This is a genomic window from Pseudoalteromonas sp. QJM3NY_22, from assembly GCF_056173065.1.
In genome coordinates, this window is record NZ_CM149655.1 from 1,423,214 (window position 1) to 1,439,925 (window position 16,712).

Annotated in this window: 13 protein-coding genes and 2 pseudogenes; 10 read left to right on the forward strand and 5 right to left on the reverse strand. The window is 38.0% G+C overall.

Annotated elements, in window-relative coordinates; genetic code table 11:
* The first annotated feature begins 111 nt into the window (after positions 1 to 111).
* Complete coding sequence (gene efpL / locus AC0VZ4_RS06215; protein ID WP_475441211.1) at positions 112 to 684, forward strand: elongation factor P-like protein EfpL; 573 nt, start codon at positions 112 to 114, stop codon at positions 682 to 684.
* A 312-nt stretch (positions 685 to 996) separates the two neighbouring features.
* Positions 997 to 1,191, forward strand: coding sequence for a hypothetical protein (locus AC0VZ4_RS06220; RefSeq protein WP_475441212.1), 195 nt, complete (start codon positions 997 to 999; stop codon positions 1,189 to 1,191).
* A gap of 87 nt (positions 1,192 to 1,278) precedes the next feature.
* Here AC0VZ4_RS06220 and AC0VZ4_RS06225 read toward each other — a convergent pair.
* Positions 1,279 to 3,540: pseudogene (locus AC0VZ4_RS06225) on the reverse strand (putative bifunctional diguanylate cyclase/phosphodiesterase).
* 54 nt (positions 3,541 to 3,594) lie between these two features.
* Positions 3,595 to 6,318, reverse strand: coding sequence for an insulinase family protein (locus tag AC0VZ4_RS06230; RefSeq protein WP_475441213.1), 2,724 nt, complete (start codon positions 6,316 to 6,318; stop codon positions 3,595 to 3,597).
* A 192-nt stretch (positions 6,319 to 6,510) separates the two neighbouring features.
* Between AC0VZ4_RS06230 and sixA the strand changes: the two genes are divergently transcribed.
* The 3 genes from sixA to AC0VZ4_RS06245 are packed head-to-tail and all read left to right on the forward strand — an operon-like array spanning position 6,511 to position 8,107.
* Positions 6,511 to 6,981, forward strand: coding sequence for a phosphohistidine phosphatase SixA (gene sixA, locus AC0VZ4_RS06235; RefSeq protein ID WP_007377738.1), 471 nt, complete (start codon positions 6,511 to 6,513; stop codon positions 6,979 to 6,981).
* A 26-nt stretch (positions 6,982 to 7,007) separates the two neighbouring features.
* On the forward strand, positions 7,008 to 7,361 hold the full coding sequence (locus AC0VZ4_RS06240) for a RidA family protein (RefSeq protein WP_024591642.1): 354 nt from the start codon (positions 7,008 to 7,010) through the stop codon (positions 7,359 to 7,361).
* 8 nt (positions 7,362 to 7,369) lie between these two features.
* The gene (locus tag AC0VZ4_RS06245) at positions 7,370 to 8,107 is read left to right on the forward strand and encodes an SDR family oxidoreductase (protein ID WP_475441214.1); all 738 of its coding nucleotides are present in this window, start codon (positions 7,370 to 7,372) and stop codon (positions 8,105 to 8,107) included.
* A gap of 1 nt (position 8,108) precedes the next feature.
* Here AC0VZ4_RS06245 and AC0VZ4_RS06250 read toward each other — a convergent pair whose 3' ends face one another.
* Entirely contained in the window at positions 8,109 to 9,038 is a 930-nt protein-coding gene (locus AC0VZ4_RS06250) for an AEC family transporter (protein WP_475441215.1), read from the reverse strand.
* Between the two features lie 27 nt (positions 9,039 to 9,065).
* Positions 9,066 to 9,623, reverse strand: a complete 558-nt coding sequence (gene smrB, locus AC0VZ4_RS06255) for an endonuclease SmrB (protein ID WP_024598396.1) — start codon at positions 9,621 to 9,623, stop codon at positions 9,066 to 9,068.
* A gap of 153 nt (positions 9,624 to 9,776) precedes the next feature.
* Between smrB and prmB the strand changes: the two genes are divergently transcribed.
* Both prmB and aroC read left to right on the forward strand, forming a co-directional pair.
* Positions 9,777 to 10,712 carry a 50S ribosomal protein L3 N(5)-glutamine methyltransferase gene (prmB, locus tag AC0VZ4_RS06260; protein ID WP_475441216.1) on the forward strand — a complete coding sequence of 312 codons (936 nt, stop codon included), beginning with the start codon at positions 9,777 to 9,779 and terminating at the stop codon, positions 10,710 to 10,712.
* A 64-nt stretch (positions 10,713 to 10,776) separates the two neighbouring features.
* Positions 10,777 to 11,874, forward strand: a complete 1,098-nt coding sequence (gene aroC / locus AC0VZ4_RS06265; protein WP_475441217.1) for a chorismate synthase — start codon at positions 10,777 to 10,779, stop codon at positions 11,872 to 11,874.
* A gap of 302 nt (positions 11,875 to 12,176) precedes the next feature.
* Here the strand turns inward: aroC and AC0VZ4_RS06270 are convergent, their stop codons facing one another.
* Complete coding sequence (locus tag AC0VZ4_RS06270; protein WP_475441218.1) at positions 12,177 to 13,871, reverse strand: fused MFS/spermidine synthase; 1,695 nt, start codon at positions 13,869 to 13,871, stop codon at positions 12,177 to 12,179.
* 68 nt (positions 13,872 to 13,939) lie between these two features.
* Between AC0VZ4_RS06270 and AC0VZ4_RS06275 the strand changes: the two genes are divergently transcribed.
* The 3 genes and pseudogenes from AC0VZ4_RS06275 to AC0VZ4_RS06285 all read left to right on the forward strand — a co-directional run.
* The gene (locus AC0VZ4_RS06275; protein WP_337120585.1) at positions 13,940 to 14,104 is read left to right on the forward strand and encodes a hypothetical protein; all 165 of its coding nucleotides are present in this window, start codon (positions 13,940 to 13,942) and stop codon (positions 14,102 to 14,104) included.
* A gap of 202 nt (positions 14,105 to 14,306) precedes the next feature.
* Positions 14,307 to 16,307, forward strand: a complete 2,001-nt coding sequence (locus AC0VZ4_RS06280) for a winged helix-turn-helix domain-containing protein (RefSeq protein WP_232224767.1) — start codon at positions 14,307 to 14,309, stop codon at positions 16,305 to 16,307.
* A 52-nt stretch (positions 16,308 to 16,359) separates the two neighbouring features.
* Positions 16,360 to 16,586, forward strand: a pseudogene (locus AC0VZ4_RS06285) (DUF4112 domain-containing protein); the annotation flags it as partial.
* Positions 16,587 to 16,712: the final 126 nt, after the last annotated feature.

The following is a 16,712-nucleotide window of genomic DNA, read 5'->3' on the forward strand; positions in this document are numbered from 1 at the left end:
CGCTGATTTTAAGTATTATTCAAAAAGTATCACTAAGTTGTTTTGTTTCTATTGAAGAATCCTGAGTTCGTGGTATGTTTCTCGCAATCAAAAAATAATAGGAATTCACACATGCCAAAGGCGAGTGATGTTAAAAAAGGTACTGCTATTGATTTTAATGGCCGAGTGCTAGTTGTAAAAGATATTGTGCGCTCTGTGCCGCAAGGCCGTGCTGGTGGCAGTTTATATCGAATGCGTTTATACGATGTAGTAACTGGCAGCAAAGTGGATGAAACATTTAAAGACAGCGATATGCTAACGCTTGCTGATTTAACACGTCGCGAAGCAATGTTGTCGTATATTGATGGCGACGAGTATGTTTTCATGGATAACGAAGATTACACGCCATATAACTTAAATAAAGATGCTATTAGCGAAGAGATTCAATTTGTAAATGAAGAAACCCAAGGTGTGCACGTTATTATCATTGACGGTGCACCAGTAGGCCTTGATTTACCATCAAGTGTTGAGCTTGTTGTTGAAGAAACCGATCCTTCAATTAAAGGGGCTTCTGCAAGCGCTCGTTCAAAACCTGCACGTATGTCTACAGGCTTAAATATTTCTGTGCCTGAGCATATTTCAACAGGTGACCGTATTCGTATAAATACTGTTGAACATAAATTCATGGGTCGTGCTGAAAAGTAAGTTATAAACTCTAAAAAAGCCGAGCCTTAATTTAGATGGCTCGGCTTTTTTGTATGTAAGAGGTTTATTGCTGTAAATTCAACCAAAATAACGCTAGAATACACGCCTTATTTTTAGGCTATTTAATACCAATCCGTAGTAATACTTAATCAATTTGAGTGATTAAATCTGACGTTAACAGCGTTAAAAATTCTGATACATGGATGCAGGGTAATGCAGGAGTTAAATAACGAATTTTTGCCTTGTTATCGACACGATTTTCTTACCTCAAAATAGATCACTTAATTAAGCGAATTGGTATAGGGTGTAGATTTGTTTATTGTTTTACTAAGTTGTGTGTTTATAGCCGTGATGTATTTGGAAACGATTAAAAAAGGCATGCCAATTAAGCGATGGCTTATTTTGGCTGGTTTACTTGGGCCGGTAGCATGGTGCTTGTTTAACTTACATTATCGCCGCGCATTGGTACGAAATGTAGGGATCAAAGCATGTATATGGCTCCCTTAATTTATACCGTTCTGAATAAGTATTGGGACAATTTAACGAATTAAATCATCCCATATCTAAGCAGATTGGTATTAACCGGAAGTCTGGTTAGCTTATTGATGCCATATTTTCAGTGTCCGTTCTAATTAGACTAGGCGCAGCTTTAGTTTGTTGTTGTTTCAAAAAATCAGTAAATTCGTCTTTAGATAGTGGCTTAGAATAAAAGTAACCTTGTACTGTTTCACAATTCAATTTTTTTAATATTTCAATTTGTTCAGCCTGTTCAACCCCTTCGGCAACGACATGTAAATCAAGGTTATGTGCAATCGTCACAATTGAGTTGACCATGTTACGACCACGTTCATTTTTCATATCATCTATAAATGCCTTGTCTACTTTTAACGTGTTAAGCGGAAATTGTTTTAAGTACGCCAAGGAAGAGTAACCGGTGCCAAAGTCATCCATTGCTAAGTGAATCCCTCGGGCACTTAATGAGCGCATAATCGCAATGGCTTCTTTGGGATCATCCATTACAGTACCTTCGGTAATTTCAAGCTCTAAGAAATACGAAGGTAGTTCATTTTTTTGTAAAATAACGTCAATGCGAGATGTTAAATCGGGTAGGCTGAATTGTTTAGCTGATAAATTAACGGCGACTCGGCCACTAAATAGACCGCTATCAAGCCATTGTTTAACATCTCTGCAAGCTTTATTTAATACTACTTCACCAATTTCAATTATTTGACCTGTTTCTTCAGCTATAGGTATAAATACACCAGGACTAATAATGCCTTTTTTAGGGGTTATAAAGCGAACCAACGCCTCCATCCCTGTTAACTTTCCTGTGCGAATATTCATTTTTGGTTGATAGTAAACCTCAAAATGATCTTCTTTTAGGCCAAAGCGCATAAGGTTTTCTATTTGTAGGCGTTTAACTGCTTGGCGATTCATCGTGTCGTTAAAAAACAGATAACTGTTACCTTTCTTTTTAGCGTGATACATGGCCGTATCTGCATTTTTCAAAAGTAGTTCTGGTGTATTACCATCTTCAGGAAAGAGTACAATGCCAACGCTTGAAGTAATCGCGAGCTCATGACCAGCCATTTTAAAAGGTGTAGCAATAGCGGCTAAAAATTGTTTAGCCGTGCGGGTGATCACATGAATATCATTGGTATCAGACATTACTAGAGCAAACTCATCGCCCCCTAAACGGTAAAATACATCGTTCTCTCGGGTTAGTTTATTTAAGCGCATAGCGAGCTTTGCAAGCAGACTATCGCCTAACTGGTGTCCTAATGAGTCGTTTATCTTTTTAAAGTTATCTAAATCGAATACGAGCAGCGCATGGTGTGAATTTTGTTTAACTAACTTATGTAAATCGGTAAAAAATAAATTTCGGTTAGGCAGGCTTGTTGTACGGTCGCGATTTGATAAATTATGCAGTTGTGATTCTGCTTTTTTACGTTCAGTTAAGTCAGAGTAAACAATCACGTAATTTGTAATTTGGTTTTGATCATTTTTAATTTCATCAATTGAAATTTCAAATGGTAGTAAAACGCGTTCGCTATTACGTAGCTTTACCTCTCGTTGAATATGTTCATTCTCACGGACAATTTCGATAATTGTATCAATGAAGCCTTGTTCATAACCAGGTAAGGTAAAGTCTTTTTTAAGGTATTGTTCTCGCATACCGCCAAAGAGGGTTAAAAAACTAGGGTTTATATCAACTAACTTAAAGTTTTTGTCGTAAATAGCCAGCGCATCAGTTAGTGACTCAACACATTTTGCAAAGAGATTCAAACGCTCTTCGGTTGATTTTAACTGTGATATATCTCGTACAGTGCCCGTCATTCTTAGTGGTGATAGATTGGTATCTTTTTCTATAATTTTGCCGCGATCAAGTACCCAATGCCAACGGCCAAAGGTATCTTTAATACGATAAGTCGCTTCGAAAAAAACGGTTTTTTCTGCAAAGTGTTTTTTAAGTAAGTGTTCAACATTTGTAATATCGAGTGGGTGAATGAGGCTTTTATTTGGAGGGAAACCTATTAACGTAGTTGAGTTCATCATATATTTGTCGTTTATTCGAATAACTTCCCCCGTTTTTATGTTCCAATCCCATAAAGTATCACCACTGCCTTCAACAGTACTTTTCAGGCGCCTTTCGGATAAACGAAGTTGTCAACGTGAGCGACTAAGTTTGTGGATAACAAACAATAGGTAAGGCAAAGCAAGCGCTATAATGGCGCTTGCTAAAATAAGGATGGTATCTGAATTGTAATTAAATGATGACTCAAAAGCATAAAGCTTAAATGAGTAAGCAAGTAATACAACTGACAAGCTTAATTTTGTTATTATTTTGATTATCATTTTATTATTACTTCAAATTTACAAATGATAATCTAAAACAAGCTAAACCAAGAGTCAAAGAGAATGCGAGTAAACAGGCATATTTTGAGGTTTATTGTCTTTAGCTGAGCTTAAAAGCTCATATCTTGGTCGATTTTCATCAAATAGGATGACGGCATACTCTTTTATATCTTTGAGTGTTAATGCGTTTAATGCATTAAGTAACTTTTGCTGCATATTAAATTCATGATCTCTGTTGCCTATTGCAAGCCAAAAACGTTGCGAGCGTAACCGTAGGTTTTTATCTTTTTCAGCAATATGGGTCGTTAAGCCATGTTTTTGTTGTTGCCAATTTTCTTCATTAAGCTCATCGATGTTGGTTAAATATTTATTAACAAAGCTGTTATGTCTATTCATTAATGTTTTTGCGATAAACTTTGGCGATTGTATATAAAAAGCAATACCCGCACGAGTGTTAAAAGGAGCATAACCAGCCCCAACTAAATAACCTAGCTGTTGTGTGGTTCGTAACTCGTTAAAGTAGTCTTGGTTCATTAAGTGATTCAGTGCCATTAATTTAACTTTTTCGATTACACAATCAGTTTTTGCTTGATAATACACAACCATTGCATGGTCACTGCAAGGCAGCTCTAGTTCGTAGCGTGTTACTTTTTCAATTTCAAATAGCGGACGTCTTAAATCATCAATTGTTGTAGCATGTTTCAAATGGGTAGCCACTTTTTTCTGAAATGTAATGGCCTCGCTTTGTTGCCAATTACCATGTAAAAACGACTCTGCATGAAGCGCTTTAAAAAAATCTTGTCTGAATTCATTAAATTGCTGAAAACTTGTGTTTTTTAATGCTGATGCAAGTTGGTCTGGTTGTGGATTCCAAGGCATTACTTTAGCACCTAAAATACTAAACAGTTCACTAACTGGTTTGTTTTGGTTGCTATTTCGCCAGTGCCTGACAAGTTGTTTTTTGTATTCAGCAAAACGTTTTGCACAAATGTTGACATTAAATAGGGCGTCAAGAAGCTCATCAACTAATTCTAATTGGCTAGACGATAATCCGGCTGTATGCAGTGTTAAACCGCCTTGGTGAGATGTTAAATGGTAACTTAACCCTGCCAGCTCCGCTGGGTAAAATTGTTCACCTACGCTATCCATAAATAAATCAGTAAATAAGCGAGTTAATGCCATATGCTTCACATCTTTTACTGCAAAGTCAGAGTCCAAGGCTAAATAAAAATGGCCTTTTGCTACTCTAAAAGTATTGTCTTGCTTAAACCAAAAGTCAAAACTGGGCTCTTTTACTAAAAGTTCAGGTTTTATTTGTGGTTTTTCTACATCATATAGCACCACATTTTTTGTTAAGTAAGGATTTGCCGTTGGCAATAGCATATCTTTCAGTGGTTTATTTATATCACTTAAAGCATCGAGCCAGCTGGGTGATATTTTTTCAACTTTATAAGGGGTGTTATACCATGCAGTTTTGTGCTCTGGTTCTACATCAGGGTGGATAAGAACAATACGCATATTATGCGGCGTTAACCATTGCATTGCGATTTCGTGGGTGGCTTTTTTAAAGCCCTCCATCAAGTAGTCGCCTTGCACATAATTGACTTCATCGTAATGTTGCATATTTATACTTAAATTACTGACCCAATCGATTAGGCGTGACTTTTCTTGATTATCGAAAGCAATTTGTAATAGGTTTTTTTTATCTTGATAAAGACGAGGTAACTTCTCTGTATTGGCATTAATTAAGCAAATATATTCAAACACCATCTCAATAATGTCTTCAAAATATTCAATACCTTCGTCAGTGAGCGCCATGCTTATATTAAAATCTTTAAAGTTACTGCCGTTAATACCGCCGCCAGCTGAGAGCGCATTTATCCAGCCTTGTTCTTTTAAAATAGAATAAAGAGAACCTGCACCTTCATAACCTAATAAATGAGCAATAAAACTCACGGTTTTATGGCGATAAAAATCATCAATATTTGGCATCACAAAACTGACAATCAGTTTTTGCATATGTTTGTGCGGCTCAATATGCAGCACTTTCCCTATATCTTGTTTGCGGTAAAGTGGCTCACTGATCTCTGATTTCTTAAGGTTTTTATTACCGTTAATTTCGTTAAAATATGTATTAGTCCAGCTTTGTAAGGTGTCGAGCTCTTCATTGGCGCAAATAACTAACGTCATCCATTGGGCTTGATAAAAAGCATTAAAGAAATCCCGAAGTTCGTCACTTATACAGCGCTCTCTGTCTGCCAACGTTTGTAGATTACCAACTGAAAACTTGGCAAAAGGGTGGGCTGGATTTACCGTTTCTTTATGTGCTTGATAAATACGGCGGCCATCGTCTTTAATTTTTAGTTTAAATTCGGCTTCAATTGCGTTACGTTCTTTTTCGGTTTCGGTTGAATTTAAAAGTGGCGCAATAAAAAAGCGGCTAAATTGCTCTAATGCATTTTTAAATTCTTGATTATTAATATCAAAAAAATAGCAGGTATGCTCTGTGCCAGTCCACGCATTAGTGTTTCCACCGGCTTGAGATACATAATTATTAAAACTACCAGAGTCTGGAAATTGGTCAGTACCTAAAAAAAGCATATGTTCTAAAAAGTGTGCGAGGCCTTGTCTATCAAGAGGATCGTCAAAATGACCAGCATTTACTGCCATAGATGCAGCCGCTTTTGTTGAATCTTTATCTTGCACAAGTAGTACTTTTAGACCATTGTCCAGTGTAAGAGCTTTATATGCTCTGTTATCATTGCGACTGATATTCAAATGATGCTCCTGAAATTAAACGTTTGCTTGTTAACAACAGATGATAACTTCAGGAAAGTGGAATACGACTAAAAGGTTTACCTGAATATCACGAAAGAACTATTTTAGAAAAAAATAGGTTTATGTTTTTAATATAGCGGACAAATGGGCAAATTGGCTACTGTTTTATATTCTTTAATCGGTTGATTTTTTATGAAAACAATCCTAATAATGCGCCACGGCGAAGCAACACCGATGCAGGCTGATGATGCGGCTAGAAATTTGACTCAAACGGGTCATACTGAAGCCGAGAAAATGGGCCTATGGCTTGCTAAACACTACCCACCTGATGCCTTGTTAGTTAGCCCTTACATTCGTGCTCAGCAAACTGCAGAAAACGTTGCTAAAAATGCAGAGTTTAAATTTAGCGAAACATGCAGTGATATTGTGCCTGAAGGAAAACCGCAAATAGCAGCGGATTATCTCGAAACGCTTATAGCAGCACACCCCCAATGCAACACTTGGCTTGTGGTAGCACATATGCCAATTGTGAGTTATTTAGTTGATCAATTATGCCCTGGTAACATGCCTATTTTTAATACGGGAGCCATTGCTGTAATAAGTTACGATGAAAGAACTCAACGCAGCCAGTATATGAGTATCAATGCTCCCGATAATGTATAAATTTAATTAATAATATGAGTGAAGAAATGACTATTGAACGCCTTCAAACCGGTGCGCGCATGAGCCGCATTGTAAAACATAACGGCACTGTGTATTTATGTGGGCAGGTATGCGCCGACGCGCAAAAAGATATCAAAGAACAAACTCAAACTATGCTTGATAAAGTAGAGGCGCTGCTTGATGAAGCGGGAAGTTCAAAAGAACATATGCTTAGCGCGACTATTTATGTAAAGAGCATGGAATACTTTGCTGATATGAATGCAGTATGGGATGCATGGGTAACCGAGGGTTATGCACCAGCACGTGCCTGCGTGGAAGCTAAAATGGCACGTGATGCACTACTTGTTGAAATTTCAGTCGTTGCAGCTTTAAAAGAATAATAGCTTTAATGAATCGCTCCCCCGTTGTACTTATCACAGGCTCTAGTCGAGGTATTGGCGCAGCTACTGCACTATATTTTGCAAAGCATGGTTATGATGTTTGCATTAATTATAAAGCTGATTTAGCTAGTGCGAAGCTAGTAGCCGATCAAGTAAGAAGCTTTGGCGTTAGGGCTCAAGTTATAAAAGCAGATGTGTCGAAAGAGGCAGATGTTTTGGCGTTATTTGACTTTATTGATAAAGAGTTAGGTCAACTTGATGTACTAATAAATAACGCCGGTATTTTAAAACCACAAATGCCTTTGTTAGAAATGAGTGTTGATCGCATAAACGAAGTTTTGATAACAAATATTACCAGTGCTTTTTTATGTAGTCGTGAAGCAATAAAGCGAATGGGAAATGGCGGTAGTATTGTTAATGTATCATCGGGGGCCGCTAAAACAGGCTCTCCTAATGAGTACATTGATTATGCAGCATCTAAAGGTGCAATGGACACATTTACTATTGGCTTGGCCAAAGAGGTGGCAAGTAAAGGTATTCGTGTTAACTCGGTTAGACCAGGGCTTATTTACACTGATATGCATAGCGATGGTGGTGAAAAAAATCGAGTCGATCGCCTTAAAAGTAAACTGCCCCTTGGCAGAGGCGGTACACCCGAGGAAGTTGCTGCAGCAATTTACTTTTTAGCTTCGGAACACGCTTCTTTTACAACGGGTAGTTTTGTTGATGTAGCCGGTGGTTTGTAAGCTAAAGTAGTAAAGCTAGCCAAAACGTAAAGCTAATAACACTTAAGATAGTAGAAAGTACGACAGCCCCAGCAAGAGTAGCTTCATGCTGCTTTATTTGACTCGCAATAAGATAAGCATTTACGCCAACAGGGGACGCACTTAAAAGTACCAATACATTAAGTATTTGCGTGTCTAGCTCAAATACATAAGTGCCTACCAATAAAACTAACGCAGGCAATAAAAATATTTTTAAAATTGATGCTATTAACGCCGGTTGCCAATTTGCTGCTATTTTATAAAAAGCTAAGTTTGCACCAAGTACAAATAGTGCACAGGCAATTGCTGGTTTAGCTAATAGCTCTAAACTATTTGCTAAGTCGGTAAACAGTGTAACTCCTAATATGTTTAATATAAGTCCGCACCCAATACTCAGTACTATTGGGTTTAACACCATACTTTTTCCAAAGTGCGACCACGAAAATTTATCGCTACTACCTTTAGCGCCTATTAAAAAAGTAAGTGCAAATAACAATGTGCTATGAAAAGTAATGATCATAAACGCAATGGCTATCATCTCTTTGTCAAGCGATGCAATAACAATAGGGATACCCACTAACACCATATTTGAATAGCTAGAAGCAAGTCCAAAGACACCGTGTTGTTGGTAATTTTTTAAATGTTTTTTACTTAAATAAAAGCGGTCAATTAAAATACCCACCCCAAATACACTCAGAACAGGTATGTAAAAGCTCAAAAATGCAAAAAGGCTAATGCTTTGCTGTAAGTTAATTTGCGACATATTTAATAATAAAAAAGCAGGCAAACTAATATAAAAGGTAAACTTACTCAGGCCTGCGATATGCTGCTTGTCGAAAAATTTTAATCGGCAACAGCTATAACCAAACGCAACAATAAAAATGAGCGGAAAAATAATTGAAAAAATATGCACGTAGTTACATCCTAGTAATGGCTAAAGTTAGCGTCTAAATTCATCACTTTGCGGTAAATTAATTAAAATAAGTACAGCGCCTCTTCCACCATATTCGAGAGGGGCTTGGTGCATCGCTATTACGTCAGGATGCTGTACTAAGTACTGCGGTACTTTGTGCTTTAGTACACCGCCGCCAATACCGTGCACTACACATGCGCAATAATAATGCTGCTTTTTACACTCGTGAATGAGTCCAGCGAGTTCATCTTTAGCAAGTTCTTTATTTAAGCCATGTAAATCTAGCGTCAAATCGGGTGCAAAGTCACCACGGCGAAGCTGTTTAGCTAGGAAGCTATCTTGGCCAGGTTTTACATATTTAACCGTACCGTGGGTGTCTATATCGGGAATATAAACGTCTGAGAAAAAAAATTCAGACTGAGCCTGCTTTTTTTGCTGGGCAAATTGCTTAGCTTGTGACACCTTAGGTTTTGTATCAAAACGATGAGTATCTTGTTTAAATACTTTAGCGCCTGTGATCGTTTGACGAAATAAGCTTATGTCGTCATTGCTTAGGGACGAATGTGATGGAGTGTCTTTTTTCATAACTATTACCTAAACAAAAAAACGTAAAAACGCAGCGCAAAAGGCGGTACAATACTTAAATGAGGGGGCAATTGTAATTTGCCCAGCGCAGATAGGCAATGCAATCGTCTTAAAGACTCAAAACAGTCAGTAAGCTAATACAGGTAAAAATATATGAGCGATTTACAAATAGAAGAAGCAACACTCGAAGAAGCCGTTGCAGAACTGTCAACTTTACATGACTGGTTACGTTGGACTACAAGCCAATTTGCAAGTAGTAGTATATTTTTTGGACACGGTACAGATAACGCATGGGATGAAGCTGTAAGCTTATTACTGCCTGCGCTTAGCTTGCCTGTTGATGCGCCAAAAGAATTAATGCATGCGCGTTTAACAAGCACAGAAAAAAACCGACTTGCGGGTCTTATTGCAGAACGTATTAACGACTGCACGCCAGTACCTTACTTAACAAACATTGCATGGTTTGCGGGTATGCCATTTTATGTTGATGAACGGGTACTTATACCTCGCTCACCATTTGCTGAGCTTATCAGTAACCGCTTTACACCTTGGCTTGAAGAGCCACAATCGGTTAACCGTATATTAGATTTATGTACGGGTTCGGGTTGTATCGCAATCGCACTTGCGCAAGCTTTTGAGCAGGCACAAGTTGATGCGGTAGATATATCGTATGAAGCGCTTGAAGTGACAGACATAAACATTAACGATTACATGTTAACTGAGCGCGTGTTACCTATTCAATCTGATGTATTTAGCGGTGTACCAGGTCAAAAATACGACCTAATAGTAGCAAACCCACCGTATGTTGATGCAGAAGATATGGCTGACCTGCCACGTGAGTTTCATCATGAACCAGAGCTTGGGCTTGCATCAGGCCACGATGGTTTAGATGTAACCCGTACTATATTAAGCGAAGCGAGTAATCATCTAACAGATAACGGTTTGTTATTTGTAGAAGTTGGTAACTCTATGGTACATATGGATGCACTGTATCCGGGCGCGCCGTTTGAATGGATTGAATTTGAACAAGGCGGCTTAGGTGTATTTGTAATTAGCAAAAAGCAGCTAGATGAGTATTTTGCAAAATAAGTAAAAAATGAATAGCCAAGCCCTGTGCTTGGCTATTGGTAGTCATTAGGAATGAGGAAAGTTAATGGCAGGTAATAGCATTGGACAGTTATTTAAAGTGTCCACCTTTGGTGAGAGTCACGGCGTTGCATTAGGCGGCGTTGTTGATGGTACTCCCGCAGGTCTCGAAATCACAGAGGCCGACTTACAAATTGATTTAGATCGCCGAAAACCAGGCCAAAGCCGTTATACAACGCAGCGCCGTGAAAGCGATCAAATAAAAATATTAGCAGGCGTTTTTGAAGGTAAAACCACAGGTACTAGCATTGGTTTATTAATTGAAAACACCGATCAACGCTCGCAAGATTACGGCAAAATTAAAGATGTATTTCGCCCAGGTCATGGCGATTACACGTATTGGCATAAGTACGGCTTGCGCGACTATCGCGGTGGTGGGCGTTCATCTGCACGCGAAACCGCAATCCGAGTCGCAGCAGGGGCTATCGCTAAAAAATATTTAAAGCAATTTCATGGTATTGAAGTTAAAGCATGCTTAAGCCAGCTAGGTCCTATTAAGGCTGAAACGTTTGATTGGGATGAAGTTGAAAATAACTTATTCTTCTTCCCTGATGCAAGTAAGCTTGAAGCGCTTGACGAATATATGCGCGACCTTAAAAAGCAAGGTGACTCAGTTGGCGCTAAAGTAAAAGTAGTGGCAAGCAACGTACCGGTAGGTCTAGGTGAGCCAGTATTTGACCGCCTTGACGCCGAACTTGCACACTCCTTAATGAGTATTAACGCAGTTAAAGGCGTGGAAATTGGTGATGGCTTTGATGTGGTTGAGCAAAAAGGCTCTGAGCATCGTGATGAGTTAACCCCTGAAGGTTTTACATCAAACCACGCCGGTGGTGTACTTGCGGGGATTTCGACAGGGCAAGATATTATTGCTTCTATTGCGCTAAAACCAACGTCGAGTATTACTATTCCTGGCAACAGTATTAATACGAGCAACGAAGCGGTAGAGATGATCACCAGAGGTCGTCATGATCCGTGTGTGGGCATTCGTGCAATCCCGATTGCTGAGGCAATGATGGCTATTACATTAATGGACCATTTACTGCGTCAACGCGGTCAAAACCCACATGTAAACCACGAACATGGGCCAATTAAAGGTTCGGTGTGATTAATTGATTTTTTAAATTAAATTGAGTTATTTAGTATATTAGAGCACGATTTCATATCGTGCTTTTTTACGTTTACTCTTTTATAAATCAAGTCTTGTGACTATTAAAAACTTGCAGTGATCACTTCACCAACTCTCGTTTTATCGGATTATGTGGTTATTTTCTCGGTGTTACAGCACTGGATAGCTTAATCAAGTACAGAAACCAATATTGTTGCTGTGATTAAGAGAGGAGGTTGATATAACTTAAATATGAAGTGGTTTTTTATATTTTTAAGGGGGCTGTAGCCCCCAAGTTTGGTTTAAAATTTTAACAGCGGTAATGAGCTGTTTTTTTGATCCGTCCAATGCACTAACTCAGTTTTTGGATAGGATTTCATCGGCGATAAATCACTTACCTTAATAGCATCTAAAAATAGTTGATTACTTGTTAACACAACCCACTCCGAACCTAAAGCGGTGAGCTTTGTTGAATTATGCTTAAATTTTATTAATGCTTTTGCAAAGTTAATACTATGCGCTTGGAGCACTGGTAGTAAGTCTATATGGTTATTTGATATATGGATAACTAAAATACCGTTTTCACTTAATCGTTGCCAGTAAAGCTCAAGCGCTTCCTGAGTTAATAGGTGGGCGGGAATTACATCACTAGAAAATGCATCAATAACTAAGGCATTCATTAAAGGGGCATTGTTTTTAAGCTCGTTTACTAATGAGACTCTGCCATCACCAATGGTTACATTTACTTTAGCTTGGGTGTTTTTAAGATAATCAAAATATGTATTAGCCATTTTGTATACTGCGGGGTTTAGCTCATAAAAATGGACTGTATCGTGCTTGTCAGCCAGGCTAGCCAATACTCCTGCACCTAATCCTACGACGCCCATGCTGAGGTTTTCTTGGCTTTTAAGTATCGCCAGCGACTTAGCTACGCCAGTGTGCTGATGATAGTAACTGTTAGTGAGTGAATTTTGACCATGTAAAGGCTGCGAACCATGAATTGTGGTGCCATCAATTAAACGTCTTTGTGCAAGCTCTGCAGTATTGATATCTTTTACTGTGAGGTAGCCATAAAAATTTCTTTGTGATGCAACGTTATATTGATTGAAACTAAAATAAAGAACGAGATAACAGCCACACCACAGAGCTGATGCGCCGATTAGCAGCGTATTTATTTTTTTTAATTTAGTTATTTGAATGTAGCTAATGAGAGTAAGTAGTACTGCCAAGCTGACTATATATTCGGTGATTTGTTCAAATAACACCGGAGCAAGTAACGTGGTAAATAAGCTGCCAAGCGCGCCACCTAAAGCAATATACAGGTAAAAGTGTGTTAGTAATGTGCTTTGTGGTGCAAGTTCTCTAAGTTCACCGTGGCAAATCATGCAGCCAGTAAATAAAATAAAGCTATAAATTATAATTTGTGAAACAGCGTTAAATTGGCTCCCTAAAAAGTACATTATCAACCCTGCAAACGCGCTTAATATAAAAGCATATACCCAAACAGAACGATTATAGTTGCTTTTATTGGCAAACGTATAGCTAAAAGTCACTAAATAGATAGTAAGCGGCATAACCCATACAAGTGGCATTGGTGGGATATTAGTACTGATCATTTGTGTTGTCGCAATTAACATGATTGAGCTTGTCGCGGATAAAATAATCCAAAGTACATTTGGTTTTTTTGACATTTTTTGTGTAAGCGGTAACGGTGATTTATTTTTTTTGGTGCTCATGCTCAATAGCTTATAAGCTAAACTGATTAATAGCATGCAGTAGATAAGCAGCCCGATTTGCCAGTAATCTTTTTGTTGCTGTAGTGAAAAAAACACCTCAAATATAATTGGGTAGCTTATTAAAGCTAATAAAGAGCCGAGGTTAGAAACCGAATACCAATGATAAGGCACTGTATTTTCACCGCGCTCTATGTACCATCGTTGCATAAGCACACTTGTGGCACTTAGCAGCATAAATACTAAGCCAATTTGATTCAGCAAGTTTGCAATCACTGACCAGTAGGGGGTTAAAGTAAAATTAACTTGGAACTTGTTAAGGCTAATTAAGCTTGCTAAAACAACAAGCGAAATATGGATTACCATTTGTTTTTTTAGTGGATAACGAGTTAAAAAGTGTGCGTAAAAATAGCCAAGTAATAAAACAGTTTGATAAAAAAATAGACTGGCAGACCACACCGATGCGCCGCCCCCAAATTGAGGTAACAGCTCTTTAGATAACATTGGTTGAATTTGAAATAGCAAAAAAGCGCTAACAAAAATGGTTAAGATAAATAAGATACGAAGCATGGATTTTAATTGTTAATGAATAATGCGAGCAGCATTGCGGATAACAGATTAAGCAGCAATGGAATTACCCTAGAGTTTCTCTTAAGAAAACCTTAATATATGATTTATAGTAATTTATTGGAGTAGCCAGTGGGCCGTTTTGTAATAGGGGAATTTGCTATAGATGTAAGCCGCTGTAAAATATCATCAGCTGACACAGAGCAAGTCGTTGAACCCAAAGTAATGGATGTACTGCAATATATGTATTCACATCGGGGCTCTGTGGTTAGCCAAGAACAAATTTTTTCAGCCGTATGGCCAAATGCTACATTTAGCCCCAGTTATGTGCAGCGCTGTATTGCATTGCTTAGAAAAGCATTGGGTGAAGATTCAAAAAATCCACGATATATTATTACTCATCCAAAGCGAGGCTATAGCCTTGAAGTAGCTGAGCCTCAGCCTAATAAACCCAAGCGTATATACTTATCAGCGTTGGTAATTTTAATGGTTACACTGGGTGGGATCGCAAGTTGGCTTTACCCCGATACACCGCAAGTAAAGACACGTTTTACCAAATTGATGCCTATTTCTTCGAGTGAAGAAAATGAATCGAGCATTTCTTTGTCACATAATGGTGAGTATATAGCCTTTGTGCGTGGTGATAAGTCAAAGCAAGCTATCTGGTTAAAAAACTTACGCTCAGGAAAAGAAGTTAAATTAACACAAAAGCAATCAACCTATCACAGCCTAGGGTGGAGCAGTGATGACAGTGAAATCGCATTTGTGAATCAGGATGATACCCAGACATTGGGGTATTTCACTTTAGACAAGCTGACATTACAATCGGCAAACTATAGAACAATTTATACTTTTAAAGACTTTAAGATTACGAGCCAGCAGTTAGAGTGGGCGAATAACAATCATATTTATTTCATTGAAAAACGCCAAAGCGATAATCATACTCAACTAAGTACAATTGATTTAATAACCCAAGAAAAGCGTGTTATTAAGGAAGCTGCGGGGCAAGATTGGATGATGTTACATGCATTATCACCGAGCCAGAAGTCTATTGCTCTAGCTTCTGAATCTGGTCAAAACCAATACAGAATTGATTTGTTCGACATTGAAACAAGCTTGACTAAAACATTAGCAACGGTTGAAGATGGAGTGCAGGGGTTGAGCTGGCACCCCAATGCACAACAATTATTGATTAGTAATAAACATCAACTTCAGCTATTAAATTTACAGGGGCAACTGACAAAGTTGGCGTTTAATAACTACCACATTATTAGAGACGCGCATTTCTCGTTGTCAGGTAACGACATTTTAATGGAGTTAGTAAAGGTTGATGTGGATATTATTCGCTCAACTCGTCAAGAGCCAACGCAATTTGAAACGCTTGTAGATACCTCATCAGTTGACTTTTTACCGGTGTACTCTCCCGATTCGTCTAAATTTGTATTTGAATCTCACCGATTTGGTACAAAGCAATTATTTTTGTATGAGAATGGGACGCAAACGCTGATTTTTTCTAACCCAAACAATGAAGAATTATTTGGTATCGTGTGGTCAAAAGACGCAGAAGAAGTGATCACTGCCAGTAAAAATACACTCTTTAGAATTAATCTAAAAGAACAAAGCTTTGATAGTATTCCTCATTCCTACCATTCATTTTATCTACGAGAAATGTATCACCACGAAGCTGCTATTTTAGTTTCTTATCGCGCTGCAGACGGAGTTACTTTCCATCCTGCTAAATTTGATTTAGAGACGCTTGAATTAACACCATATACAGGTTCAGGAAAGCGCTTGGCGTGCTATGCAATGGATATTGATGAACAGGATCTGGTTTACTTTTCTAATGAAAAACAAGTGTTTAGGATGAACGAAAAAAACGAGCTAGAAATTATTTGGAAATCACCAGCAAAAGAGATTATTGGTTTGGCCGTTCACGAAACGGTTATGACAGTAACACTTGCAGATAAAGACGGGTATGAGATGAATGAAATAGACTTCAAAACAGGAAATAGTAAGGCGATCTTTAAAGGCAAAGATGATGGAAAAATGTTAATAAACGCATCTCATGACTTTCAGCAGTTTCTTTATTTAACAGTGCCGAAAAGAATACGTACCTTAGTGCGCTTAAATTAACAGCTTTCATGAATGAGTAGCCGCTAATTTATGATTATTAAAGTGAGATTTTATGAATAATAACGCTAAACAAAAAGCAACACTCGCAAGACTAGAGCGTTTTAGTCAGATCACAGATAGCAGCATTGGCATTCCTTTTACTAAATTTAATATAGGCCTAGAGGCTGTGATTGGTTTAATCCCTGTTATAGGTGATGCGGCAGGCTAATTTTATCAAGCTATGTGCTTATAGAAGCGCAGCGTTTAGGTGTGAGTAAACGTATAAAGACGAAGATAATGAGTTTATTTTTTCGCAATTGATTTATTAAACTCTTCAACAGGGGTTATTTTGAGGAATTATCTTCATATCAAGCAATGCTAAAGTGGTTTATATTCATCAATAGATGAATTAATAAGCAGAGAGCA

Coding starts and splice junctions, on each gene's coding strand:
- aroC (WP_475441217.1), top strand. CDS start 10,777: ATGGCAGGTAATAGCATTGGACAGTTATTTAAAGTGTCCACCTTTGGT.
- sixA (WP_007377738.1), top strand. CDS start 6,511: ATGAAAACAATCCTAATAATGCGCCACGGCGAAGCAACACCGATGCAG.
- AC0VZ4_RS06245 (WP_475441214.1), top strand. CDS start 7,370: ATGAATCGCTCCCCCGTTGTACTTATCACAGGCTCTAGTCGAGGTATT.
- efpL (WP_475441211.1), top strand. CDS start 112: ATGCCAAAGGCGAGTGATGTTAAAAAAGGTACTGCTATTGATTTTAAT.
- prmB (WP_475441216.1), top strand. CDS start 9,777: ATGAGCGATTTACAAATAGAAGAAGCAACACTCGAAGAAGCCGTTGCA.
- smrB (WP_024598396.1), bottom strand. CDS start 9,623: ATGAAAAAAGACACTCCATCACATTCGTCCCTAAGCAATGACGACATA.
- AC0VZ4_RS06240 (WP_024591642.1), top strand. CDS start 7,008: ATGACTATTGAACGCCTTCAAACCGGTGCGCGCATGAGCCGCATTGTA.